Raw genomic sequence first — 25226 nt, forward strand, 5'->3', positions numbered from 1 at the left:
TCAAATACGTGTGGCTAGGCCCATGCCCACGTAATAGAGAGGTAGATAATTTTAAAAAAATATTAATAAAACTAACTCTTTAGATTGAAGAATTAGATCCAGCAAAATTAACTAATATTTTATAACATAAACAATTAAATAAATAATTTATTTAATTTTGTTTAAAGCATCTTTTTGCTCTGTTTGATCAATATGGGTGTACAAATCTGTGACAGAGGTACCATGCTGGACAAGCTGCTGTGAGACCAAAACGGTGTCCTGGGTCTCTCCGTAAAGCTCCGAGGCTAGCGTATAGCGTATAGCGTATGCCGCAACTTATGAGGCGTAATACGGTTGCCAAATGCTACAGAATACTTGGCAACAAATTATTCGATAGCGTCTGATGTTAACCGTTTTGCCTTACCATTTTGTAGAGACACAAAGAGGGAAATTTCATCTTCGGCACCAGGATAGCGGTCATTTCTGACGACCAAGTACCTTCTGATATAGGGCAATACCCAACGTGCAATGGGCACAGTATCTTTTTGACCGCCTTTGCGGATCACATTTAGCATGGGCCTGTATGTTTAACTCCTTAACATTTGTACTGGCAGCCTCTTGGACCCTCACACCAGCACCTAGCATTAGCGCTATTATTGCAATATCACGCTCTTTATTTCGCACAAAATGTCCTGCAATATTATATTATTATTGACCTGCGTTTCATATCTATTAGAAAGAAAATCCAAAAAATCATGTTTCTTTTGTCCCCGATACATGTGTGTCTTGAGTTCATTTGCACGATAATTTAACGTTTTTGAAGCGGGGAGAGAATCGATTTTTGCCATGACATTACGGTAGAAATACGGTTCTCCATTATTATTGTCAGCAGCCACTGTTAAAAAGGTATAAAGAGAGCGAAGTGCATTTATCGTCTATTTATTATGGTGGGAAAGTTGTATTTGTTTTGCTTATTTGGCTTATTCTTTAAAGAATCAATATAAAACATTACATCGTCACGTTTCAAATGCTCTAAAGTTTTTAAACTTATATTCTTGCAGCTATCTGCTCTGCTTAAACCTTCTTGGATTAGCCAGGTGAGGAAGCGTCGTATTTCTGTTAAGTAATAATATTTAGTAGTTATTGATAAGTTTTTGGTTAGATAAAACTCGCTGACATAGAACGGTAAATTACTAAGTTCCCGATTGATTAATTTGGCGTAGTGTTCTTGATCCATACCGATTTCTTTTGTAATAAATATATTAAATTATTGGGTATCTCATAAACAAAAAAATTCGCTGCAGCTATTTAATTTTAGAGAGTAGAGCAATCAATACCATTGATTAAATTTATAGTTTTAATCAATCAATGATATTGTAAATAAGAAATATAATTATTCACTACAATAAACAAGTTCAAATAGGATAAAATATGTTCTTATGTTCTCAGATTAGTAAAACTAAAATGCAAGCAGCCGAACCAATTCTTTGTTGCACATTAGAAAATATATTATTATTTTTCAAATAAACAAAGACATTTGTAAAATGTCTACTAATATATTAGAGCTTCCTCCTCCAGATTGTAATGCAAAGAAAAGCCCAACTGAAATATTTCCCTTGGCACTAAGTAGACCACTTGCGCCATGAATACTAAGAAAAACATGGACTGTAATTAGTACAAAATAAAGCATTAAAATAAACACAATAATCTTTTTAGTATTTTTAAGTTTCATCAGTTTTTCCTTTACAAAAGGGTATGGTATCTACACCCCCCAGAATTATTTTGAAATTCTTTTTTTAAAAAAATTTACGTAATCATCTAAATTTCTAATATATTTAACTGTACAATAACGGGTCAATTATGTAAACGCTATTTTTATCAAAAAACCAAAGCAAATAAATTACTGCTTATTATTATCCTTCACTAAAAAATGCTTTAAATATAAACCTTAGCTTAGGAATAATATTTAAAGCATTATTTTAATTTAAACTAGTAGTCAAAAATGAACGATTCTCTAAAGCAATAAGCAGTGCACGCGCTGTATCAAAACTAGTAATCAATGGAATATTCTGATTAATTGCCGCTTGGCGAATAATAAAACCGTCAGAATTCTTGGCCACATCGTGCCCCATCGTATTGATTACTAAATCGATTTTACCATTTTTAAATTCAATCAAGATATTATCATCAGTTTTTGCATGAATTTTATTTACTACAGTTGCATTTAAATTATGTTGCTTAAGATAGCTAGCGGTGCCACTAGTAGCAAAAATACGATACCCAATCTGGGCAAAACGACTAGCAATTGGCAAAACTTCTTTTTTATCACGATCTTCAATAGTCAATAAAACATTGCCGCTATCTGGAATTTGCATATTAGCACCAGCAAAAGCCTTATATAAAGCCTTAGGAAAACTTAAATCGCTCCCCATAACTTCACCAGTTGATTTCATTTCAGGACCTAAATAACTGTCGACATCGGTTAACTTACTAAAGGAAAAGACCGGTGCCTTGACACTAATCATCTTGGGTTCAGGTGCTAAGCCGCCAGTATAGCCTTGCGCTTGCAAACTTTGCCCCATAATTACTCGAGTTGCCACTTGCGCCATTTCAATCCCTGTAATTTTACTTAAAAATGGGACTGTTCGACTGGCACGTGGATTAACTTCAATAATATAAATTTCACCATTGCGCTCAATCAACTGCAGATTCATAATCCCATGACAGTTAAGTTTTAAGGCTAATTTTTTAGTTACTTCAGCAATTTTTTGTTTAATCTCAGGTGAAAAAGTTTGGGCTGGATAGACCGCCATCGAGTCACCTGAATGTACGCCTGCATGTTCAATATGTTCCATAATACCTGGAATTAGCACGTTTTGACCATCACAAATTGCATCAACATCACATTCACGCCCATCAAGATAATCATCAACTAAAATTGGATGACTAGCAGCAATATCAACATGATTTTGCAAATAATCCGTTAATTCTGCAGGAGTATAAACAATTTCCATTGCTTTACCACCCAGAACATAACTCGGCCGTACTAATACTGGATAGCCTAACTGCTCTGCTGCTTGCATCACACCTTCATGAGTAGTTGCTGTAATTCCTTGTGGCTGCTTTAACTGCAGTTCTTTAACTGCTTGATCAAACAACTCACGATCTTCTGCGCGATTTAAATTAGCAACACTAGTTCCTAATATCTTAATACCATCTTTTTCAAGTCCTGCAGCTAAATTAATTGCCGTTTGTCCACCAAACTGAATAATTACCCCTTCCGGTTGTTCTAAATCGCAAACATTTAGCACATCTTCTAAGGTTAATGGCTCAAAGTATAATTTATCTGAAATCGAAAAATCAGTTGAAACCGTTTCCGGATTAGAATTAATAACAATTGCTTCGTAACCCATCTTTTGCAAGGCTTTAACACAGTGAACGGTGGCATAATCGAATTCAACCCCTTGACCGATTCTAATTGGTCCCGAGCCAACTACTAAAACTGATTTTCGAGTAGTTGTTTGACTTTCATTTTCGGTATCATAAGTTGAATAAAAGTATGGCGTTTGCGAAGCAAACTCTGCCGCACAAGTATCAACCATCTTATAAACCGGAACAATCCCCTTTGCTTTACGCAATTGACGAATGCTGCTTTCATCTTCTTGCCAAAAATTAGCAATTGTCTGATCACTAAAACCGTATTTTTTGGCTAACTTGAGAGTTGCAATCTCTTTAGGATGAGCCTGAATGGTTTGTTCTAATTCAACAAGATGCTTTACAATGTCTAAAAAGTAAAAATTAATCTTAGTTAATTCATGTAGATCAGAAATAGAATAATTTCGGCGAAAGGCCTCTGCTAAATAAAAAAGGCGATCATCCTGTACCTTGACTAATTTTTGTTCTAATTCTTCATCACTTGCTTGATGCGCTTGTGGCGCAAAAAAGTCTTTTTGATCAATTTCTAAAGAACGCACAGCTTTTTGAAAGGCTTCTTCACCAGTACGTCCAATTGCCATGACTTCACCTGTCGCCTTCATTTGGGTACCTAAAATCCGATCAGCCTTAGTAAATTTGTCAAATGGCCACCGTGGAATCTTGCAAACCACATAATCAAGGGCTGGTTCAAATTCAGCATAAGTTGTCCCCGTTACTGGATTTTTGATTTCATCTAGTGTCATCCCAATTGCTATCTTTGCTGCCATTTTGGCAATGGGATAACCCGTTGCTTTCGACGCCAAGGCAGACGAGCGTGAAACTCGTGGGTTAACTTCAATCACATCATAAGCAAAGCTATTTGGATCTAAAGCCAGTTGAACGTTACAGCCACCTTCAATTTTCAAAGCTCTAATCAGCCGTAATGCGCAATCACGTAGTAATTGATATTCCTTATCTGATAGAGTTTGAGCAGGTGAAAAAACAATTGAATCGCCAGTATGAATTCCTACTGGATCAAAATTTTCCATACAACAAACAATCATGGCATGATCATCGTGATCACGCATAACTTCAAATTCAATTTCCTTATAACCAGCGATTGAGCGTTCAATCAAACATTCGCCTACTGGCGATAATTCTAGACCATTTTTAGCAACTTGGGCTAATTCAGTTGGATCATTACAGATGCCACCACCTGTTCCCCCCATTGTAAAAGCCGGTCGTACAATAATCGGATAACCACATTTTTTACCAAAAGCTAAAGCAGCTTCAACGGTTTTAACACTCTCTGATGGTGGAACAGGTTCACCTAACTTTTGACAAAGCTCTTTAAATTGTTCCCGATCTTCTGCCTGCTCAATTGACTCTAATTTAGTTCCCAACAATTCAATGTTCAATTCAGCTAAAATACCACTTTTTGCTAGCGAAAGTGCCATATTTAACCCCACTTGCCCACCAAGCGTTGGCAAAATTGCATCAGGACATTCCCGCCGGATGATACGCGAAATAGCTGTGACAGTTAGTGGTTCTAAATAAACTTTATCTGCAATGGTTGTATCCGTCATAATCGTTGCCGGATTGGAATTAACTAAAATAACTTCATATCCTTCTTCGCGCAAGGCTAAACACGCTTGCGTACCTGAATAATCGAATTCCGCGGCTTGACCAATAATAATCGGGCCTGACCCAATAACCATAATTTTGTGAATATCTGTTCTTTTAGGCATGAAGTTCTTTTTCCTTTCTTTGATCAATCATTTGCATAAAATAATCAAAAATTCCTTCTTCGTCATGGGGACCTGGAGTTGCATCAGGATGAAACTGTACTGAAAAGGCAGGATATTTTTTATGTTGTAACCCTTCAATTGTACCGTCATTGATCTCAACATGGGTCACTAACAATTGACTTACATCGATTGAACTTGCTTTAACTGCGTAACCATGATTTTGCGAAGTAAAACCAATATTTCCTGTAGCAATTTCGCGGACCGGATGGTTAAAACCCCGATGACCAAATCTCATCTTATAAGTTTTAGCCCCATTGGCTAGAGCAAAAATCTGATGTCCGAGGCAAATACCCATTAAAGGAATTTGCTGCTCAACTTGCTGAACCATTCTTATCGCATCTTGCATTTCCAATGGATCACCCGGTCCATTGGAAAGCAAAACTCCATCGGGATGAAGGGCTAAAATTTTTTCAGCAGAAGTTGTGTAAGGTACTACAATACAATTACAGTCACGTTTACTAAGTTCACGCAAAATACTATTTTTCAAGCCAAAGTCAACCACTACAATATTACGCTTAGAGCCTGGAACTGGATAAGACTTTGTCGTAGCCACTCGCTTTACTACCCCAGCAGTCACATTAGTCGCACGTAGCTTAGCTATGACTTTGGCAGCATCCTTTTGACTATTGCAAATTTGACCTTTCATCGTCCCAAATTGGCGTAACTTTTTGACCAACATACGAGTATCAATTCCTTGAATTCCCGGAATATCAAGTTGCTCTAAAAAATGCGGTAGCGTAGTTTGCATGCGCCAATTATCGGGATAACGCGCTAACTGATGGCAAATTACCCCTTTAATGCCAGGCTCAAGCGATTCATAATCAGCCAAGGTAATACCATAATTACCAATTAGCGGATTAGTAAAAACCAAAATTTGGTCAGCATATGATTGATCAGTAATTGCTTCTTGGTAACCTGTCATCCCTGTAGTAAACACAACCTCACCCTGTGTTTCACAATTACTACCAAAACCTTCACCTGCGTAGATACTGCCATCTTCTAAAATTAAGTATTTCATTTAATTGCCTTTCTTTTGGTAAACTATCTGACCATTAACCATGGTTAGTTCAGTTTGTCCATAAACTGTTTGTCCAGTAAATGGTGTATTTTTCCCTTTAGATTGGTAGTTGGTTTCATTAATTACACTAGCATTTTTTAAATCAAAAATTGCTAAGTCAGCTGGTTGATTTAGACCAATACGGCCAGTATTTTTTAGTTCAAAAGCTTGAGCAGGTTTTAGAGTAAGCCAATTGAGTAATTGCTCAAGCGTAAAAATATTAGTTCTAACAAAATGTGTATATAACTGACTAAAGACCGTCTCGCTACCTGTAATGCCAAAAGCTGCTTTAGCAAAGCCCCCACTTTTATCTTGTTTTGTATGCGGTGCATGATCTGTAGCGATGAGATCTATCGTACCGTCTAGTAAGCCGTCAATCAAAGCTGCTTGATCTTCTGGTCTACGTAACGGCGGATTCATTTTATAATTGCCATTGTTACTCATAATATTTTGTTCATTTAAAAGTAAATGATGCGGCGTAACTTCACAAGTAACATGAATCCCTTGCTTTTTGGCCCAACGAACTAGTTCTACACTAGTTGCCGTTGATACATGACAAAGATGATAATGAACTCCTGTTTTTTGCGCTAGTAATAAATCACGCGCAATCTGTGTTGTCTCCGCTAATTCAGTAATTGGTCGCAAACTCCAAGCCTTGGCTTTTTCACCTTCATTAATTACACCTAGATTGAACAAACTATCATCTTGAGCATGCTCAGCAATAATTAAATCATTAGCTTTAGCTTTTTGCATTGCAAGATACATTGTTTGGGCATCTTGTACGCCGTGCCCATCATTACTTAGGGCAAAGCAGCCAGCTTTTTTAAGTGCGGCATAATCAGGAAATACGTCAGTTGTTTCGTTGACGGTAATTGGGCCATATTGCAAAATACGAACTACTCCGTTTGCTTTATTATTAGTGACCATTTGTGTCATTAAATCAGCATCATTAGGTACAGGAACAACATTAGGCATTGCCCCAACAGTGGTAAAACCACCGTGAGCTGCAGCTAAAGAACCAGTTTGAACATTCTCTTTTGCAGTTTGGCCCGGATCACGATAATGAACATGAAGATCAATTAACCCTGGACTAACTAATTTGTCTGTAGCATCTATTACCTGATCTGCGGTTAAATTATGGCCAATAGCTGAGATTAAACCATGATTGATTAATAAATCGCCTTGCTCTAAGTGACCATTAACAAAAATCGTACCATTTTTAATGACAAGCGCCATTATTTTAGCCCTCCTAATTTGCGTCCGCGCATCACCGCTTCAAGCATCGCCATACGCATGAAAACTCCATTTTGCATCTGCCGATAAAACATACTTTTAGGTGCTTCAACTAATTCATCAGCTAGTTCAACCCCACGATTAATTGGACCGGGATGCATAATAATGGTTTGCTCTTTCAGGTCAGCGTAACGACGCTGGTTAATTCCATAATCTTCATGATATTTTTTTGCATCAAATTTTTGTTCATTTGGATCACCTTCGTGGCGTTCATGTTGCACCCGCAAGAGCATCATCACGTCAACTTGGTTCACTAATTGATCAAGCTCTTGATATTCACCATATTGATCAAATTCACTATCATACCAATAACTTGGTCCCGAAAAGTAAACCTGAGCCCCCAAGCGTGTTAATAGTTCCATATCACTTTTTGCAACGCGGGAATTGCTAATATCACCTACGATTGCCACTTTTAAGTCTTTAAAATGACCAAAATGCTCATGAATAGTCATCATATCAAGCATACATTGTGATGGGTGCTGACCGCTACCATCTCCACCATTAATTACTCCAATTTGCAAGTGATGCTCGTTATCTGGGTGAATCAATTCTTGATAATATTCATTTTGCGAATGGCGAATAACTTCTAAATCAACTCCTAGCGCAGCCATAGTCAAGGAAGTATCATAGAGAGTTTCACCTTTCTTAGTTGAACTATGTTCTGAATCAAATGGAATTACGGTTAAGCCTAATTTGCGCTCCGCCATTTCGAAACTTGTTCTTGTTCGACTAGAATTTTCTAAAAAAATATTTGTTGCATATACTGGTTGGCTTAATTTTGACGTAGCGCCACCATTTTTAAAATATTCTGCCCGTTCAATAAGAGCTAAAACTTCAGCTGTTGATAAATTTTCTACATTAACAAAGTGTGATAGAGTGACAAAATTTTTAGTTTTCATAATTTAGACGCTTTCTTAAAAAAATAAACCTGAAGCTAATTTATGCTTCAGGTTTAGCAAAAGGGTTTTAAGCTGACTAAATTTTAGTATACAAGCAGCAAAAAAACTCAAACCCTTCTGACCCTCTCTGAAGTCAATTAAATGGCTGAATTATAATAATTTATGACAGTGGTTTTAACTCTACACTATCTTTATGATCAATTTCTTCCACATTTACTGCAACTTGTTCATGGGAAGAAGTCGGGATATTTTTACCGACAAAATCTGCTCGAATAGGCAATTCACGGTGCCCGCGATCAACTAGTACGGCCACCGCAATTGAACTTGGACGACCCAAATCCATAATCGCATCCATGGCTGAGCGAATAGTACGACCAGTAAAAATAACATCATCAACTAAAACAACATTTTTATTGGTAATATCAACATCGATTGCAGTTGAATTGACAACTGGCTCTTGTGGTAAAGATGCATCATGGCGATCATCACGATAAAGTGTAATATCCAACTGACCTAGAGGAACATCGACTCCTTCTAATTTTTGAATTCGTTCATGAATTCGTTGAGCTAAATAAACTCCCCGAGTCTTAATACCAACTAATACTAAATTTTCAGTCCCTTTATTGTGCTCAATTATTTCATAAGTAATTCGCGTTAAAGCCCGTTTCATCGTTAACGCATCCCAAATTTCTTTTGCCATGTTTTCTCCTATCTATTTTGCCTTAAAAAAGCACCTAATCTACCTTGAGACTAGGTGCTTACTAGAAAGTTAATACTTAATTAAGCTTGCCTTGTTAGCCTCACGGGACTAATTTTAAGGACGATATATATTTATAATATACGTGCGAAAATTTAGATTGTCAACCAAAAGCAAGAGCGACCTTTTAGTTAAATTTTACCTGACCAACCAAATCATTGATATCACTAACGCCCAAATCATCAAGTACTCGAGGAAGAGCTTGAATAATCTCGGGACAAACTAACGGATTATGAAAATGAGCGCTACCAACTTCAACCGCATTTGCTCCAGCTAGCATAAACTCAACTACATCACTCGCCGTTTCAATGCCACCCATACCAATAATTGGCAACTGCGTAGCTACTCGAACTTGATGTACCAAATAAAGGGCAATAGGCTTAATGCCACGACCAGAATAACCGCCAATATTATTCCCAAGTAATGGTTTGCGCGAAGCAATATCAATGCGCATGCCCATAACTGTATTGATAAGAACTAGCCCATCTGCGCCACCATCTTCGGCAGCACGAGCAATTTCCTGAATATTAGTCACATTCGGTGTTAATTTAATATAAATTGGTAACTTAACTTTTTGTTTAATAGCTGAGGTAATCCGTACTACCATTTTAGGATGGACACCAAAAGTCATTCCTCCTTGGGCAACATTGGGACAAGATAGATTTATTTCTAAAGCATCAACTAAGCGAGCTTGACTTAGTTGATTGGCCACCGTTAAATAACCCGCTTCATCTTCAGCTCCAACACTAGCAATAATTGGTAAATTTGGATAGAGTTTCTTTAGCGCTACTAGTTTTTCATTAATTACTTGCTCTACGCCTGGATTAGTTAAACCAACCGAATTTAAAACTCCATCATCTAAAACCGCAATCTGTGGTTGCGGATTACCTACACGCTTGTTAGGTGTTGTCGTTTTAATTACCAGTGCCCCTAACTTGTTTAAATCATATTTTTGGGCAGCAGCCACGTCGCCAAAGCCAAAGGTCCCACTTGCTGGCATAACTGGGTTTTTTAATTTAAGACCGGGTAATTTAACATTAAGATTGACCATATTTCCCTCCAAAATGAATGCTCTCTGTCATTACAATTATTTCGGGGCTTATTTTACACCTTTTTTTGATTTTTACTAGCTAAAAATCTATTGTATTTTGTCCAATAAGGTGGTAAGCTCGGTATTAGTAAACTTTAAACGGTACAGTGAGACCGCAAGTTCAACATGACTTAATTACTATAAAAGTCTATTTTGATGCGCACTGTACCAAAATAGGCTTTTTTGATGGAGGTTGGCAATGGAAAAAGCTGTATTTATTGCTTTAGATTATGATCGAGAAGAAGATGCTCAAAATTTACTTATGAAATTAGGATCAGCTGACAAAACTTATTTAAAGATTGGAATGGAACTTTTTTATCATTCTGGCTCGCATTTTGTTAAACAATTAGTGGAGCAAGGTTATCACATTTTTTTAGACTTAAAACTACATGATATTCCTAATACAGTTTATCGTGCGGCTAAACAATTAGCTCAACTCGGCGTATTCTGTATTACTATTCACGCACTAGGCGGTAGCGAAATGATTATGGCGGCCAAAAAAGGGTTAGTTGCGGGCACACCTAAGGGTATGAAGCCGCCAAAATTATTAGCAGTCACTGAGCTAACTTCAATTTCAGATGCTATTTTACGAAATGAACAGAACTGTTCTTTATCAATGACCAAACAAGTAGTTAGTCTCGCTCAAACAGCTAAAAAAGCCGGTGCTGATGGCGTCATCTGTTCTCCACTTGAAGTAACAAGCTTGCAAAAAATTATTGGTACTGATTTTCTCTACGTAACGCCAGGAATTCGTTTAGCCAATAATCAAAATGGTGACCAAAAAAGGGTTGCCACGCCAAAGCAAGCCAAAGATTATGGCGCAAGTGCAATTGTAGTTGGCAGACCTATTACTACTGCTACAGATCCAGCGTCTGTTTATCAAATCATTAAAAAGGAGTTTAACTGATGTACCAAGAAAAAATTATTACAAATTTAGTTGATCACAAAATTATTACTATTTCTCCTAATAAGCCTTTTACCTATGCTAGTGGGATGCTTTCACCGATATACACCGACCTACGTCTAACTGTCGCTTACCCCGACCTGCGTGATTGGATTGCTAGCGATTTAGCTGCCTTAATTAAAGAAAAGTATCCTAATGTTTCAATTATTGGTGGGGTTGCTACTGCAGGCATTCCACATGCCGCATGGATAGCCAGCAAACTTAATTTACCAATGATTTACGTTCGTCCAAAACCCAAAGACCATGGAAAAGGAAAACAAATTGAGGGACTTTTTACTACTAATGATAAAATTGTTTTAATTGACGATTTAATTACCACCGGTGGTTCAGTGTTAAACGCTGTCGCCGCTACTAAAAAAGAAGGTGGCAATGTTCTAGGGGTTGCATCAATTTTCACCTATTTTTTGAATGATACTAAGAAAAACTTTAACAATGCTACAGTTGATTTTATATCATTATTAACATACCCCGAATTATTAAAGAAAGAAAAAGAATTAAATTATATAACTGCTTCTGAATATGATGCCCTAAAAAGTTGGCATCAAGACCCATGGAAATGGGGCGAAAAATTTAATTAGCCAATTTAATACCATATTTTTGGGTAACAATAACTTTAATATATTGGATAATAAAAAAACGCTTGAAAATATCAAGCGTTTTTTCAATATAATTATATATTATAGGATAAATGTTAGGTTAGAATAATGAAAAATAGTTGTTTATTATTTTAGAAGTTAGCTTTTTTAACGTATTTATTAGCACCAACTATATAATACTTCTTACCAGTTAACCGTACAGCACTACCATATGTACGTATATACTTACCCTTTTTAATTGTCTTCTTCTTTATACGTTTTATTTTATTATTATAAACATATGAATTGTGCTTCAACTTTCTTAAAGTACCATCAATGTTTGTCGCAATAATAAATTTATCATTACCTAAATTATAATATTTCCGACCTTTAATAAATTTTGTGCCAAAAGTATTTACTTTAGTACATGAAGTATACTTTTTAGATAAACGAGTTCCATTTGAATCATAAACATATGCAGTATGTCGTATAACCTTTTTAACAGCAACTTTAGTTACATCAGTACCGTTTGAATTTTTGTTTATATCACCACCGTTGTTGGTGCCACCGTTGTTGGTGCCGCCGTTTGTGCTACCGTTGTTAGCGCCACCGTTGTTGCTGCCGCCGTTTGTGCCACCATTGTTAGCGCCACCGTTTGTGCTACCGTTGTTAGCGCCACCGTTGTTAGTGCCACCGTTTGTGCTACCGTTGTTAGCGCCACCGTTGTTGCTGCCGCCGTTTGTGCCACCGTTGTTAGTACCACCGTTTGTGCCACCGTTGTTAGCGCCGCCGTTTGTGCTACCGTTGTTGGTGCCACCGTTGTTGCTGCCGCCATTTGTGCCACCGTTGTTAGCGCCACCGTCGTTGGTGCCGCCGTTAGTGCCACCGTTGTTAGTGCCACCGTTTGTGCTACCGTTGTTGCTGCCGTCGTTTGTGCCACCGTTGTTAGTGCCGCCGTTTGTGCCACCATTCGTAGCTGTTTCTACCTTAACCTGAACAGGTACTTCATCGTAAGTATTATCAGAATAATCGACATGAACTATAGCGTTGCCTAGTTGCTTACTTACATCAGTATCTTTAGCACCATCAATTATTGTACCGTCAGCAGCTGCTATAACACCACCGTCTATCACATTTCCTTGATTATCCATTGCTTTACCAGGTACCCATTGTACCCCAGTAATCACTTTAGTATTAGATAAAGCATCAATTGTGCTTGATGTGCCGTCAACAGAATTGTTTATAGTAAGTATATCTTTACCTAAACTGACCTTACCATTTTTAGCAGTTTGCTTAAGACTTGTAACATCATAAATTCCAGCTCCGGTTTTAGCTAAAACATCATCTAAATCAGTACCAAGCTGAAGTCCAGGAACCGTTTTAATACCTAAAAGCCTATTAATTTTTTCGGCAAGCTCACCACCCTCTAATTTATTGAGAATAGGTACTCCACTTGCATCAAATAATGGTCCATTCAAAAATGAACAATAATTTTCCAGATCTTTCATAGTACCAAAGTCTGTAAATGTTTTATTTGCTTTACCTTTTTTACTAATTAAACTAAGTGGAGTTTGATAATCATTAACTAAAGTTTCATTTAAACCAGTAAGATTTAATTGTGGCAAAATAGTATCAATAATATCTGAGGCAATTGGAATTTTATGAAGTGCTAATGCCATCAAGTTTGAATGAGTGGCAGTTAGAACCCAGTTTTTACGCAAAGCCATGTCAGACATGCCAATATTTTTACCTGTTATATCCGTACCTAAATAGCGAATTTGGGGACGCTTAACATCTGGATTAGTACTTATAATTTTTACGGATGCAGGGTTATTTGCAGAAAGAAATACCCAGTTAGCTAATGGATCTAGCAATTCTGCTTTAATTGCTGGAGCGTTGTCAACTAATTTTAATCTTGCACCATCATTAACTTCAATATTTAGTAAAGTATTTTCGCAAAGTCTTGTTACAGTAGAATCAAGATAAACATTTACATTTGCATTTTTACCTATTGTAAATTTAGAACCTAGTTTTATACCTTTAATTGCATTTATCAGGTCATCTTTATTATTAACATGGCTAATATCAGGAATCAAATTATTGATGGTGTTCATTAGTTCTCCATTAAACAACTGAACTAAATTTCCCGCATTAACAGCCAAATTTACTCCATCATTAACAATTAAATTCCCATCAAACAAGGTTGAATTTTTTGAATTCTTATTATTACTTTTATAATTAATGGTTGAATCGCCAATTACGTTAACGCTAACACTAATCAATTGTGAATCAAGCCCGCCACCAAAAGTAATTCCATTAGTAATTACTTTGTCTAAAGTGATTTTCCCAAAATCACCAATAGTTGTCCAAGGAATATTGTTAACTATCGGTAAATGAGTCAAATAAGCCCCCGTACCATTAATGGTAATGTTCTTAAACGTAATATTAGGTAATCCTAGAGATTGAATAATATTACCACTTAATTGATTATCATTCAGGTTCAAAGTGTGTCCCTGACCATCAATAATCTTATCTCCTTTGACCCCAATTTCACCTAATTTGTTGAGCCAAGTATCAGTAAATCCATGTGGAATCTCAACATCTCCTAGCAAATTTACATAATGCTTATCTCCACTTCCCATAGCAGTAACAAAGCCCTCGGCAGTACTAACATTAGAAGTATTAATCTCATCAGCCACCATGGTGATATTAGCTTTATCTGTTTGACTTTCAGACTTATCTGTTTGAATTTTAGACTTATCTGTAGTATCATCTTGTTTGGTAATGTTGGCAGAATCTGGAGTTACAGATTCATTGGTTTCATTACTAGAAAATTTTAAGAATGTCTTTAAACCCTGATATGATGTTACATTAGATTTAGATTCATTCTTTGTTTCATTTGAAGTAGTTTCTGTGTTAGTGGCACTAGAGACTACTTTTTCTTTTACGTCAGGGCTGGTTACCGTTACTTCATTTTCACCAACTACAGCGGTATCTGTTTCTGGACTAATTGTATCAGCCTTGGCAGTTTGAGAACTTAACCCAACGAAGCTCAATCCGATAAGTACTGAAGCAGCTCCAACTGTTAATTTTCTAATAGAAAACCGATCATGCTTAGATTGCCTTTCTATTTTATTTAACTTTTCATTGAAATTATTTTTTCCTAACATAACTTCTCTCTTTCCTAGTTATTATTCATAACCATTACTTAATTATATTTTGCAACATTACTATAATGTGTTACACATTAAGTTTAATAAAAACATTCAATTAAGTCAATAATATAATTGGTATAAAATAAATATCAATAGTAAATATATAAAAAATATTGTATTATTAAATAACGATTTTAAACTTTTTTTGAGAAATAAAATATTTATGTTATCAAATAATAAATATATATATTATTATTTGATAACATAAATAGTAATATTAATTGATATTAAATTTAATTATTAATTTAATGCTTAGTATTTAAATTAATATTTTTTATATAAAATTAAAAAATATTAATTGGTATATGTATACTATATGTGATAAACATAATAAAAAGCAACGAATTACTTTTGTAATTCGTTGCTTTTTAAATATTATAACCACTAAAGGCTTAATAACCCATATACCGATTTCTTTCCCAATCAGAAACAGTTTGTGTATATTGCGACCATTCTAATTCTTTAGAACTAATAAAACTTTGTGTTAAATGATCACCCAAAGCAGCTTGAATCAACTGATCGTCCTTAAACGCTTTAAGCGCATTGTGTAATGTAGAAGGCAATGGTTTAATTCCTAATTCATCTCGTTGTTGTTGACTTAATTCAAATAAATTGCAATCAACAGGATCCATTGGCATTTTTTCCGCTTTAATACCTGATAGTCCCGCACTTAAGCATGCTGCCAAAAGCAAATATGGATTAGCAGTTGGATCAGCCGAACGCATTTCTAAACGAGTATTAATTTCTTCTGCCGAAGGTACCCTTACCATTGGTGAGCGATTTTTAGAAGCCCAAGATATATAAACAGGTGCCTCATAACCCGGAATTAATCTCTTATATGAATTAACAGTTGGATTACCTACAGCAGTAATAGCTCGCGCATGCTCTAAAATTCCATTTAAAAAGTAAAGTGCTGTATTTGATAAATGGAATTTATTATTATTATCATAAAAAGCATTCTTATTGTCCCTAAATAAAGACATATTAGTATGCATTCCATTACCTGCTTCACCTTGAAGTGGCTTTGCCATAAATGTTGCATATAAACCGTGTTTTTTAGCAATTTCACGGACAATCATTTTAAACATTTGCACACGGTCTGCAGTCGTTAAAGCATCGTCAAATTTAAAATCAATCTCTTGTTGTCCCACGCCAACTTCATGGTGGGCAGCTTCAACTTCAAAACCAATGCTTTCTAACGTTTCAACAATATCTCTACGACAACTGGCACTTTCATCATTAGAAGTCAAATCAAAGTAAGAGGCATGATCAGGAACTTCCGTAGTCCAATTTCCATTACTATCAAGTTTAAGTAAATGAAATTCTGCTTCAAAGCCAATATCAAACGCTGAAAAACCCATCTCTTTCATTTCATTAAGGACACGTTTCAAATTATTACGCGGATCACCAGTAAATGGCTGTCCATCGGTTGTATGAACAGAGCAAATTAGGCTACCAATCTTTCCGCCTCGACTATCAGTCCATGGTAAAACTGACCACGTTGAAAAATCAGGATATAAAACCATATCACTTTCTTCTAACCGAACAAAGCCATCAATTGAAGAACCATCAAAACGAATATCATTTTCTAAAACTTTTTCAAGTTGACTATTTGGAACTTCAACTGCTTTTAACGTTCCATTAATGTCAGTAAACATTAATCGTAAAAATCGAACATCGTTATCAGCGACACTTTTTCTAATATCATCTTCTGAAATTTTGTTTGTCATGCTTTTCCCCTAAAAATATAAACCACTAATAATTGGTATAGTTTACAAAAGGCCTTGACCTTTATACTAAACTTTGATTAATAGATTAACAAATCATTAGATAAAAGTCAAAATGGTATAACTATTTTGAGATAAATTTTATCAAAGCTTTACTTCTGACTTACTTCAATTACTGATTAAAAATTATTAATTAAAAAATAATTCATTTACGGCATTGGTAATTGCTAGTTTAACATGCGCATATGTCAATCCACCTTGCATATAAATTGCATACGGTGGTCGAATTGGTCCATCTCCGGAAAATTCAATGCTGGCACCCTCAATAAATGAGCCATCGGCCATAATCACCTTATCTTCATAGCCAGCATCATTACTTGGAACTGGATCAACAAAAGAATTAATGGGTGAATTTGACTGAATAGTCTTAGCAAAATTAATCATTTTTTCTTGATCATTAAAAATTACAGCTTGAATTAAATCCGTCCGCTCATCATTCCATTTAGGCGAAACTTCAAGCCCCATTCGTTCTAATATCGCTGAAGTATAAATAGCACCCTTAATGGCATTGCCAGTTACGCTTGGTGCAATAAATAAACCCTCAAAATAGTCAAGATTATTATTTAGGCTTGCACCTTCAAAGCGGCCAATTCCGCCAGCTGTTAAACGATGGGCCGCATTTTCAATTAATTCATGTTTACCCACAATATAACCGCCGACCTTTGCCAAGCCGCCACCAGCATTTTTAATCAATGAACCAGCTATTAAATCTGCCCCATATTCAGTTGGCTCATGCTTTTGGGAAAACTCCCCATAACAATTATCAATAAAAATAATACTGTTAGGACTCGCTGCCCGAATCATCGTAATCATCGGCCTAATTTTTTCAACGGTAAAGCTTTGGCGCGTATCATAACCACGTGAGCGTTGAATTACGACCATTTTAGGTTGATGAGCAGTTAACAATTTTTCACATGCAGCAAAATCAACTTCACCGTTTTTTAAATCAACATGAGAAAATTTAACACCATATGACATTAAACTCCCACGCCCATCGCCAGCAATGCCAATCACCTGTTGCAGTGTATCGTACGGCATTCCAGTTATATAGGTTAGTTCATCCCCAGGTAACAAGTTACCTGCCATAGCTGTTGCCAAGGTATGCGTGCCCGAAACAAATTGTGAACGAACTAGAGCATCTTCTGTGCCAAAAATTTCTGCATACATGCGGTCAAGTTTATCTCTACCACTATCATCAGAACCATAACCAGTACTGCCAATTAGGTCAGCTTCAGCAACCTCTTCCTTTTTAAAAGCTTGTAATACCTTATTCTGATTGAAGAGTATAATATCATCAATCTTTGCTAATTGCGGTGCAATCTGCAGATCAATTTCACTAACAAGATGCTGTAGTTCTTTGGGCCAATTATTCATTTAACCATGCCTCTACTTTCTGTTTAATTTCTTTTGTACAATTATTGTTTTTTAATGGGTCTACCCAATTAACTGGTAATTGATGGCGAAAATAGGTCAACTGTCTTTTAGCATAATGTCTTGAGGCGGTTTTTAAATCAGCTATACATTCTACCAATTTTTTTTCACCGGTAAAATAAGGAAAAAATTCTTTGTACCCGATTGCCTGCAATACTTGATATTCTTGCTCTTTATTTTGAAAAATATATTCTGCTTCTTTAAGTAAACCCTGCTCCATCATCTGGTCAACCCGCAGATTAATTCGCCGATATATTTCTTGACGATCTGCATTTAAGCCGATTATTAAATAATTATAACGCGGCAGAATTTCTTCTTGCTGTTGCGAAAATTTTTTCCCTGTTCGCTCAATTACCGTCAAGGCACGTAACACACGTCGTGAATTATTGGGTGAAATTTTACGAGCAGTTGCAAAATCTTGAGCAGCTAGTTGTTGCCAAAGTTGTGCAGCTCCATTTTGCTTTAAATACATATTCCATTTTTCAGCGATTGCACTTTCTTGGCTATTTTTTTCACCAAGCTGCATTTGATTGAGAAAAGCATTAACATAAAAGCCCGTTCCCCCTACAAGGATCGGCAATTTGTTTTTTTTAGTAATTTCTTGAACGGCATTTTTAGCATCATGAACAAAATCAACTACTGAATATGGTGCAAAAATTGATTGTGTATCAACTAAATAATGTTTAACAGCTTGTCTTTCTGAATAAGTTGGTTTAGCTGTTCCTACTGCAACTTCTTGATAGACTTGCATTGAATCGCCAGAAATAATTTCACCAGACAGCTCTTGCGCCAAAGAGATTGCCATACTAGTTTTACCAATAGCAGTTGGTCCAACAATTGCTAATATTTTTTGCATTTTCACTTTCCTTAATATTATATAGAAAAAAACACGTTTGAATAGTCACAAACATGTTTTTAAAATTAGTATTTAGCGGACTTAGTTCTGCCATTCCATTCATCAAAGCCATTTTTTAACCACTTAATTTTTGAAAAATTATTTTTTTGTAAAAACCTAGCAGCCCGCAAGGTAACCGAAACGGAATCAGAATATAAGTACACAGGTAAATCAGTCCTTAATTCAGCATATTGATACTTTAACATTGTATACGGAATATTTCTGGCACCATCAATATGCTTTCTTTTGAAGGGCTCTTTTTCACGTAAATCAACAATTTGAGCTTTTCGCATTCCTTGTTTAAATTCATCGTTTGACAAGTCGCCATTACCTAGACGCTTAGCTTGAACTTTATTCCACAGCCATACAAACACAAAAGCAAGTATAATCACAACTAAAACAATGTCTATAATAATCAATAGAGTTGACATAAATTATTCTCTCCTCTAACTTTTATAAATAATATACTCCTAAATTCAGTTAAGAGCTATGTTTATCCTTTTCTATTTGCTCTTCATACTCATGTTCATGACGCAAAATCATTTTAGCTATTAGATAGTCGTGTTGGCTAATTAAATGAGAACGATTAATGTTATCAAGTTCAAGTGCCATTAACTCAATATCCCATATCCGTTTACCAACATGAACAAGCACACCATATTTTTTTAAAAGTTGTTGTACATCATATAGAGTTTTCATTATATTTTTATAATCATACCTGTTCTAATAGTTGCTAGTACATAGATAAGTAATAAGCAACTAGCAATTACACGCCATTTAAAGGAATAACGCTTCATTGTCTTATCACCAATAATTATTGCAAGTAAAAAGCCAGCAATAAAGCCACCAATATGACCCTGAATATCAATATTTGGTACAAATAAATCTAAGCCAATATTAATCAAAGCAAGCCAAAATGACTGCCTACCAAGATAAGTAAGAATTGGATTGGCTCGATTTTGCAAGGCGATTGCAGTCATGGCACCAAAAATTCCAAATAAGGCAGTAGATGCTCCTGCACTGATTGCTTGATCACTGCCCAAGGCTAAACTTAATAAATTACCACCTACGCCAGATAATATATATAAGATCAAAAAACGCCAATGACCAATAATTTCTTCCAAATACATACCTAAATAATAGATCATTACAGCATTAGAAATAAGGTGCATCATCCCGATATGTAAAAATTGAGCAGTAAATAGGCGCCACCACTGTCCCGCAGCAACAATCGCATAATTATTCATTGCCCCCATTTTGACAAGTACATATGTGCTTTCCGAGCCACCTAAAGCAACTTCAATTATATAAACAAGCAGCAGCGCTATTAATATTAGCACCGTCATATAACAATTACGCAAATTCTGTCTTTGATTCATTATAACCTCTAATTATTTTTAAATTTCATGTGGTGTAATAATAGTTTTTAGCGGGATATCGGTTTTTTCAGCTTGCCAACTCATATGCGCAAAAATCATTTTCGTATTAGCCAGAGCAATAGTTGGCGTATGGGGATGTTTAGCTAAAAAACGATCATAATAGCCACCACCAAAACCAATCCTCTGCTTTGAATCAAGGGCAAAGGCGACACCTGGAACAATAATCAAATCAAGTTCATTATTGACTTTAGCATTAGTATCTATTACTTCCTCAACACCAAACTTTGATCTAGCCACCTTACTATTATAATTATAGGCGACAAAATCTTGCGTATGTTCACGATTATTGTATGACCGAGCTAAATAAACCTCCTTACCCTGCTCCCATAAATTAGCTATCAAGTTAGATGTATCGACTTCATATGGCAAAGACGAAGTAACACCGATTCTTTGGCTATGCTGTAATAATTTTAAATTCATTAATTTTTCAAGCAAAATTAAATCATCAAGCTCTTTTGCTGCAGTAGCTGCATAATTTTTCAAACACTCAATTTGTTTTTGTCGAAGTTCTTTTTTATTCATAATCATTTCATACAAAAAATAGCAGGAGCATAGGCCCTTGCTATATTAGTTTATTACTTAGTTTCACGATGAAGAGTTGCCTGTCTTTCAACTGGGCAATACTTCTTCAAACTTAAACGTTCCGGATGCTTACGCTTGTTTTTCTTAGATAAGTAACTTCTATCGCCACATTCGGTGCATTCCAAAATGATGTTATCTGCCATTTCTTTCACCACCTAAATTTATTCTGCCTGAATTAGTTTAGCATTTTCTACAACTTTTTGCCAGTATTATTTATTAATTTCTATTTTTTATGTAACTTAAAATAATCTTCAACCATTGCTTTAGTCATTTGAAGGGTATAGGAACCCTCTAAATCAGGGTCAAGTCCAGGGAAAATAACTGCTGTGGCAATTTCAGGTTTATCTGACGGAGCATAACCAACAAAGGTAGCATTAACCAATTCAGGTGGATTCTTTTGCCGCGGATGCTCTGGATCAAAATAAAAAGTTTGAGCTGTTCCCGACTTACCTGAAATAGCTGGCTTGACATCTTTTAACTTATGCGCTGTTCCCCAGGAATTGGTTCCATGAACAACCCGCCACATTCCCTGCCGAACAACATTTAGCTCATCAGTTGTCCAAGGAATCCGTAATTGAACATTAGGCTTTTTATTATAGTCGACATAGACCTTTTTGCCATCATTAGCCGTATGCCCAATTGACTGTACAACGTAAGGCTGCATCCGATAACCTCCATTAGCAATGGTGGAAACATATTGCACCATTTGGATAGGAGTATAAGCATCGTAATTACCATAAGACAAATCTAAAACTGAACCGGACAAAATTTGACCTTGTTCATTAAATGACCGGCCTTGAATACCAGCAATTTCTCCTGGTAAATCAACACCAGTCTTTTGCCCCAACCCAAACATATTGAAATTATGACGCAAAGTATCAAAAGCCGTTGCAGGCATACTAATTTTGGTCTTAGGCACATAGTCAGCATGAATCCAATTCATAGCCAGATGCATCATATAAATATTACTAGAAACTTCAAGTGCTGTTGCAGCATCAAGTGCCCCAAATGTCCCAACTGGATATACTGATTTTTTAATTGGCGTACCTGGTAAATAAACTGGCGTATCTGGTAAAGTATTATTGGTAGGCGTAATTACTTTATTGATTAAACCGCCACCAACCATCGCTCCTTTAACCACTGATCCCATAACAAAAGACTGATTAATAACACCTAATGCATTGTTCGTCGTCTTATTTTTATTGGGATCTCTACTAATACCAGCAATCGCTAACAATGCACCAGTTTTAGGATTCATTGCTACTGCATAGGCACCATTTGAATAATGTGCTGCACCAGAAGCTAGAGCTGAGGCATAAATCTGCTCAAGTGATTTTTGTACTTCTTTTTGGTACTTAGCATCTAGTGTAAGAATTAAACTTGAACCAGCTTGACCTGAATAAACTGATTTGGATTGTTCAATTCCACCAGCTGTTTTGGTCCAAATCTTACTGGTTGCCTTAGTTCCCCTTAAAAGTGGTTCATATTCTTCTTCTAAATATGATGTTCCTACACGATCATTGCGTGAATAGCCGTTAGTCAAATAATATTGTAAGTTGTCACTAGGTAAGCCAGCTTTTTCAGTAGAAACTGAACCAATAATACTTCTAATAGATGAGCCGTTAGGATAAGATCTCTGCCAATCAGTACCAATTCCAACCCCAGGCAATTCTGAAAGATGCTCACCTATTTCAGCTATTTCCTTATCGGTTAAATCATTATTTTTGATATAAATTGTTGATAAGGTATAGGCGCCAGAAATTTTATTGAAAATTATTGCCGCGGTTTTTTGCCGTTCAGTTAGCTTAATATGTTCTTTTAGTACTTGACTTTTGATTCGTGCGTTAATAAGATTATCATCTTGTGTTTCACGAATAGATTTAGGTACTTTAGCCGCCTCTTGGGTACTATTTTTTTTATTAGCTAAATAGTAATCAACAACCTGCTGACTAGTGGGCTTTTCATCCTTTATTTGTAAGTACTGGCTAAGTAAATTAGAAATTTTATATATATCATCAGCCGTTGTAGAGACACTTTTAGTATAAGTAATTGCATTTTTAGCCTTGTTACCAACCAAGACACGTCCTTTATTATCATACATGACACCTCTTGGGACTTGACTAGAAACTACCGCGGAATTAGATTTTTGAACTTCTGCCTTAAAGCGCGAGCCATAACCTATCTGCAAATATGCTAGTTGTCCAACCAAAGTAGCAAAAAGAATAAAAATAATTCCTAAAATTAGCTTCATTCTAATTGGTGTTGAAGACTGCTTTTTTGAGTTTGTAGTTTCTCGATTTTTTTTAGAAAATTTCACTTAATTAAAACCTCACTAAACTAGCGTAATTCTATCAAAAAAAAAGCTATAATTCTATCTCTTCCCTCTATCTTTGCTAATATTTTAACAAATAAACAAGTTTTAACTATTATAAGTTGTTACTTTTATTCAAAATTAAGTCATTTTTATGAATGAAACGTTTTCAAAAAAACTTCTTTAATTATAGTTTTTGTAATAAAATTAATAGATGAAAGATTAAAATTTTAAATAAAGGAAGATTAAGATGATACTTAAATACCAAATTGGGGTTGATGCTGGTGGCACACATACAACTGCTATTGCATACGATGAAAAAGGAGCTGAACTAAAACGAATAGAATCAGGTCCTGGACAAATTAATACCGATTATACCAGAGGAATTGAAAATATAACTAATGCAATTAACCAATTAATTAACCAAATTAATGGTGATTGCCAACGAATTTTATGTGGAATTGCTGGCTTATCAGTAATTGGACGGGCAACTGAAGTAGCCGGTGAAATTTCAGCAAAAGTTAGTAATTTACCAGTTAGAGCTGTAACTGATTCTTTACTTGCTCTTTATAACGGTCTTGAAGGTGATGATGGCGGATTGGTAATCGCTGGCACAGGCTCAGTTTTTAATGGATTACAAAATGGACATATCATTACTACTGGCGGTTATGGCGCAATTTTAGGTGATGAAGGTTCTGGATATGCTATTGCTCTTTCTGCATTCAAACAGGCTCTACTAAGCTGGGATAAACGCGAAAATAACCAATTAATTGATTTGTTTAACCGACTCTTTCAAGTAGATAATTTAGTTGATGCAACTGCAAAATTTTATAAATTGAGTAACCTAGAAATTGCAGCAATGGCCGTTAGTGTAGCACAACTTGCAGATGAAGGAGATACAAATGCAATAGCTGTTATTAAAGAACAAGCAGAATTACTTGCCCGAGATATTATTATTGGAATTGATCGTTATGTTGAACCCAAACCAATGAAAGTTGCTTTGACTGGTTCAGTTTTAGCCAATAATAAAATGCTACGTGATTTTTTAGAAGATAAGGTTCACAGTAAATATCCCGATATAATTTTTTCTATTTCAAATGGCGAAAATGCGCGCGGAGTAATATTTGATAAAAGTAAAGATTATCGCTACTTTTCTAATCATTGATTACCTTAAATAAAAAAGACTAAAATGTTAACATTTTAGTCTTTTTTATTTAGTTTTAAAATTAACCGAAGATAATTGATAAACTAATCTTCTACTTTATCAATTATAGCGTCAAATTTACCACCTGGTGTAGCAATTGTAACTTTTTGACCCTTTTTTTTGCCTAAAATTGCTTGAGCAATTGGTGAATCGTTAGAAATCTTCCCATTTAGTGGGTCAGATTCATCACTACCAACAATTGTATAGGTTTCTGAATCAGTTTCTCCTACTTCAGTGTAAGTAACTGTCTTACCGACAGCAACTTCATCAGGATCAATCGAGGTCGCATCAACCACTTGCGCGTATTTTAACATTTCTTCGACCACATTAATTCGGTCCTCCAGATGACTTTGCTCGTCTTTTGCTGCATCATATTCTGAATTTTCAGATAAATCACCATAAGAACGAGCAACTTTAATACGCTCAATTACTTCCGGACGCTTAACTACTTTTAAATTTTTCAATTCTGCTTCAAGCTTTTCTTTTCCTTCAGCAGTCATCGGATATGATTTCTCAGGCATAAAAT

General features: G+C 35.7%; 21 protein-coding genes and 1 pseudogene. 3 read left to right on the forward strand and 19 right to left on the reverse strand.

Annotated features, from left to right (window positions below; translation table 11 throughout):
- Positions 1–147: 147 nt before the first annotated feature.
- The 8 genes and pseudogenes from xerS to BM203_RS03650 form a co-directional block, all read right to left on the reverse strand.
- A pseudogene (xerS, locus tag BM203_RS03615) lies at positions 148–1216 on the reverse strand (tyrosine recombinase XerS).
- A gap of 282 nt (positions 1217–1498) precedes the next feature.
- Positions 1499–1711 carry a hypothetical protein gene (locus tag BM203_RS03620; RefSeq protein WP_090092835.1) on the reverse strand — a complete coding sequence of 71 codons (213 nt, stop codon included), beginning with the start codon at positions 1709–1711 and terminating at the stop codon, positions 1499–1501.
- Between the two features lie 247 nt (positions 1712–1958).
- On the reverse strand, positions 1959–5141 hold the full coding sequence (gene carB, locus BM203_RS03625) for a carbamoyl-phosphate synthase large subunit (RefSeq protein WP_090092837.1): 3183 nt from the start codon (positions 5139–5141) through the stop codon (positions 1959–1961).
- The gene (locus BM203_RS03630) at positions 5134–6219 is read right to left on the reverse strand and encodes a carbamoyl phosphate synthase small subunit (protein ID WP_090092838.1); all 1086 of its coding nucleotides are present in this window, start codon (positions 6217–6219) and stop codon (positions 5134–5136) included. The genes carB and BM203_RS03630 overlap by 8 nt, the downstream gene beginning before the upstream one ends.
- Complete coding sequence (locus BM203_RS03635) at positions 6220–7494, reverse strand: dihydroorotase (protein ID WP_090092840.1); 1275 nt, start codon at positions 7492–7494, stop codon at positions 6220–6222.
- Positions 7494–8450: an aspartate carbamoyltransferase catalytic subunit gene (locus BM203_RS03640; RefSeq protein ID WP_090092842.1), complete on the reverse strand. Its 957-nt coding sequence runs from the start codon at positions 8448–8450 to the stop codon at positions 7494–7496. The genes BM203_RS03635 and BM203_RS03640 overlap by 1 nt, the downstream gene beginning before the upstream one ends.
- 160 nt (positions 8451–8610) lie before the next feature.
- Entirely contained in the window at positions 8611–9150 is a 540-nt protein-coding gene (pyrR, locus tag BM203_RS03645) for a bifunctional pyr operon transcriptional regulator/uracil phosphoribosyltransferase PyrR (RefSeq protein ID WP_090092843.1), read from the reverse strand.
- A 184-nt stretch (positions 9151–9334) separates the two neighbouring features.
- Positions 9335–10258 carry a dihydroorotate dehydrogenase gene (locus BM203_RS03650; protein ID WP_090092845.1) on the reverse strand — a complete coding sequence of 308 codons (924 nt, stop codon included), beginning with the start codon at positions 10256–10258 and terminating at the stop codon, positions 9335–9337.
- 238 nt (positions 10259–10496) lie between these two features.
- On the opposite strand from BM203_RS03650, the gene pyrF reads away from it, so the two are divergent.
- Both pyrF and pyrE read left to right on the forward strand, forming a co-directional pair.
- The gene (pyrF, locus tag BM203_RS03655; protein WP_090092847.1) at positions 10497–11204 is read left to right on the forward strand and encodes an orotidine-5'-phosphate decarboxylase; all 708 of its coding nucleotides are present in this window, start codon (positions 10497–10499) and stop codon (positions 11202–11204) included.
- Entirely contained in the window at positions 11204–11839 is a 636-nt protein-coding gene (gene pyrE / locus BM203_RS03660) for an orotate phosphoribosyltransferase (RefSeq protein WP_090092848.1), read from the forward strand. The genes pyrF and pyrE overlap by 1 nt, the downstream gene beginning before the upstream one ends.
- 149 nt (positions 11840–11988) lie before the next feature.
- Here pyrE and BM203_RS08515 read toward each other — a convergent pair whose 3' ends face one another.
- The 10 genes from BM203_RS08515 to BM203_RS03710 form a co-directional block, all read right to left on the reverse strand.
- On the reverse strand, positions 11989–15006 hold the full coding sequence (locus tag BM203_RS08515; protein ID WP_090092849.1) for an SLAP domain-containing protein: 3018 nt from the start codon (positions 15004–15006) through the stop codon (positions 11989–11991).
- Positions 15007–15443: 437 nt separating this feature from the next.
- Positions 15444–16781, reverse strand: a complete 1338-nt coding sequence (gene glnA / locus BM203_RS03670) for a type I glutamate--ammonia ligase (protein WP_090092851.1) — start codon at positions 16779–16781, stop codon at positions 15444–15446.
- Between the two features lie 186 nt (positions 16782–16967).
- Positions 16968–18212, reverse strand: coding sequence for a methionine gamma-lyase family protein (locus tag BM203_RS03675; RefSeq protein WP_090092852.1), 1245 nt, complete (start codon positions 18210–18212; stop codon positions 16968–16970).
- Positions 18205–19125, reverse strand: coding sequence for a tRNA (adenosine(37)-N6)-dimethylallyltransferase MiaA (miaA, locus tag BM203_RS03680; RefSeq protein WP_090092853.1), 921 nt, complete (start codon positions 19123–19125; stop codon positions 18205–18207). The genes BM203_RS03675 and miaA overlap by 8 nt, the downstream gene beginning before the upstream one ends.
- Before the next feature lie 65 nt (positions 19126–19190).
- Positions 19191–19595, reverse strand: coding sequence for a rhodanese-like domain-containing protein (locus BM203_RS03685; RefSeq protein ID WP_090092854.1), 405 nt, complete (start codon positions 19593–19595; stop codon positions 19191–19193).
- A gap of 49 nt (positions 19596–19644) precedes the next feature.
- Positions 19645–19863, reverse strand: a complete 219-nt coding sequence (locus BM203_RS03690) for a YqgQ family protein (RefSeq protein ID WP_090092855.1) — start codon at positions 19861–19863, stop codon at positions 19645–19647.
- A complete protein-coding gene (locus BM203_RS03695) occupies positions 19863–20543 on the reverse strand; it encodes a rhomboid family intramembrane serine protease (RefSeq protein ID WP_090092856.1) in 681 nt (226 codons plus the stop codon). Before BM203_RS03695 ends, BM203_RS03690 begins: the two co-directional genes overlap by 1 nt.
- Before the next feature lie 18 nt (positions 20544–20561).
- The gene (locus BM203_RS03700) at positions 20562–21125 is read right to left on the reverse strand and encodes a 5-formyltetrahydrofolate cyclo-ligase (protein ID WP_090092857.1); all 564 of its coding nucleotides are present in this window, start codon (positions 21123–21125) and stop codon (positions 20562–20564) included.
- Positions 21126–21178: 53 nt separating this feature from the next.
- Positions 21179–21328, reverse strand: a complete 150-nt coding sequence (gene rpmG / locus BM203_RS03705; protein ID WP_090092858.1) for a 50S ribosomal protein L33 — start codon at positions 21326–21328, stop codon at positions 21179–21181.
- Between the two features lie 80 nt (positions 21329–21408).
- On the reverse strand, positions 21409–23436 hold the full coding sequence (locus BM203_RS03710) for a peptidoglycan D,D-transpeptidase FtsI family protein (RefSeq protein ID WP_090092958.1): 2028 nt from the start codon (positions 23434–23436) through the stop codon (positions 21409–21411).
- Between the two features lie 310 nt (positions 23437–23746).
- On the opposite strand from BM203_RS03710, the gene BM203_RS03715 reads away from it, so the two are divergent.
- Positions 23747–24661, forward strand: a complete 915-nt coding sequence (locus tag BM203_RS03715; RefSeq protein WP_090092859.1) for an N-acetylglucosamine kinase — start codon at positions 23747–23749, stop codon at positions 24659–24661.
- 83 nt (positions 24662–24744) lie between these two features.
- Here BM203_RS03715 and greA read toward each other — a convergent pair whose 3' ends face one another.
- Positions 24745–25221: a transcription elongation factor GreA gene (gene greA, locus BM203_RS03720; protein WP_090092860.1), complete on the reverse strand. Its 477-nt coding sequence runs from the start codon at positions 25219–25221 to the stop codon at positions 24745–24747.
- Positions 25222–25226 lie beyond the last annotated feature (5 nt).

The sequence above is a fragment of the Lactobacillus bombicola genome, assembly GCF_900112665.1.
Classification (GTDB): domain Bacteria; phylum Bacillota; class Bacilli; order Lactobacillales; family Lactobacillaceae; genus Lactobacillus; species Lactobacillus bombicola.

What these genes read in the sequence shown, in the direction of transcription:
- pyrF (WP_090092847.1), top strand. Translation starts at nt 10,497, where the DNA reads ATGGAAAAAGCTGTATTTATTGCTTTAGATTATGATCGAGAAGAAGAT.
- BM203_RS03630 (WP_090092838.1), bottom strand. Translation starts at nt 6,219, where the DNA reads ATGAAATACTTAATTTTAGAAGATGGCAGTATCTACGCAGGTGAAGGT.
- miaA (WP_090092853.1), bottom strand. Translation starts at nt 19,125, where the DNA reads ATGCAAAAAATATTAGCAATTGTTGGACCAACTGCTATTGGTAAAACT.
- pyrR (WP_090092843.1), bottom strand. Translation starts at nt 9,150, where the DNA reads ATGGCAAAAGAAATTTGGGATGCGTTAACGATGAAACGGGCTTTAACG.
- glnA (WP_090092851.1), bottom strand. Translation starts at nt 16,781, where the DNA reads ATGACAAACAAAATTTCAGAAGATGATATTAGAAAAAGTGTCGCTGAT.
- BM203_RS03690 (WP_090092855.1), bottom strand. Translation starts at nt 19,863, where the DNA reads ATGAAAACTCTATATGATGTACAACAACTTTTAAAAAAATATGGTGTG.
- BM203_RS03715 (WP_090092859.1), top strand. Translation starts at nt 23,747, where the DNA reads ATGATACTTAAATACCAAATTGGGGTTGATGCTGGTGGCACACATACA.
- BM203_RS03635 (WP_090092840.1), bottom strand. Translation starts at nt 7,494, where the DNA reads ATGGCGCTTGTCATTAAAAATGGTACGATTTTTGTTAATGGTCACTTA.
- BM203_RS03685 (WP_090092854.1), bottom strand. Translation starts at nt 19,595, where the DNA reads ATGTCAACTCTATTGATTATTATAGACATTGTTTTAGTTGTGATTATA.
- BM203_RS03650 (WP_090092845.1), bottom strand. Translation starts at nt 10,258, where the DNA reads ATGGTCAATCTTAATGTTAAATTACCCGGTCTTAAATTAAAAAACCCA.
- rpmG (WP_090092858.1), bottom strand. Translation starts at nt 21,328, where the DNA reads ATGGCAGATAACATCATTTTGGAATGCACCGAATGTGGCGATAGAAGT.
- BM203_RS03710 (WP_090092958.1), bottom strand. Translation starts at nt 23,436, where the DNA reads ATGAAGCTAATTTTAGGAATTATTTTTATTCTTTTTGCTACTTTGGTT.
- greA (WP_090092860.1), bottom strand. Translation starts at nt 25,221, where the DNA reads ATGCCTGAGAAATCATATCCGATGACTGCTGAAGGAAAAGAAAAGCTT.
- BM203_RS03620 (WP_090092835.1), bottom strand. Translation starts at nt 1,711, where the DNA reads ATGAAACTTAAAAATACTAAAAAGATTATTGTGTTTATTTTAATGCTT.
- BM203_RS03695 (WP_090092856.1), bottom strand. Translation starts at nt 20,543, where the DNA reads ATGAATCAAAGACAGAATTTGCGTAATTGTTATATGACGGTGCTAATA.
- BM203_RS03700 (WP_090092857.1), bottom strand. Translation starts at nt 21,125, where the DNA reads ATGAATAAAAAAGAACTTCGACAAAAACAAATTGAGTGTTTGAAAAAT.
- BM203_RS03640 (WP_090092842.1), bottom strand. Translation starts at nt 8,450, where the DNA reads ATGAAAACTAAAAATTTTGTCACTCTATCACACTTTGTTAATGTAGAA.
- BM203_RS08515 (WP_090092849.1), bottom strand. Translation starts at nt 15,006, where the DNA reads ATGTTAGGAAAAAATAATTTCAATGAAAAGTTAAATAAAATAGAAAGG.
- pyrE (WP_090092848.1), top strand. Translation starts at nt 11,204, where the DNA reads ATGTACCAAGAAAAAATTATTACAAATTTAGTTGATCACAAAATTATT.
- carB (WP_090092837.1), bottom strand. Translation starts at nt 5,141, where the DNA reads ATGCCTAAAAGAACAGATATTCACAAAATTATGGTTATTGGGTCAGGC.
- BM203_RS03675 (WP_090092852.1), bottom strand. Translation starts at nt 18,212, where the DNA reads ATGAATAATTGGCCCAAAGAACTACAGCATCTTGTTAGTGAAATTGAT.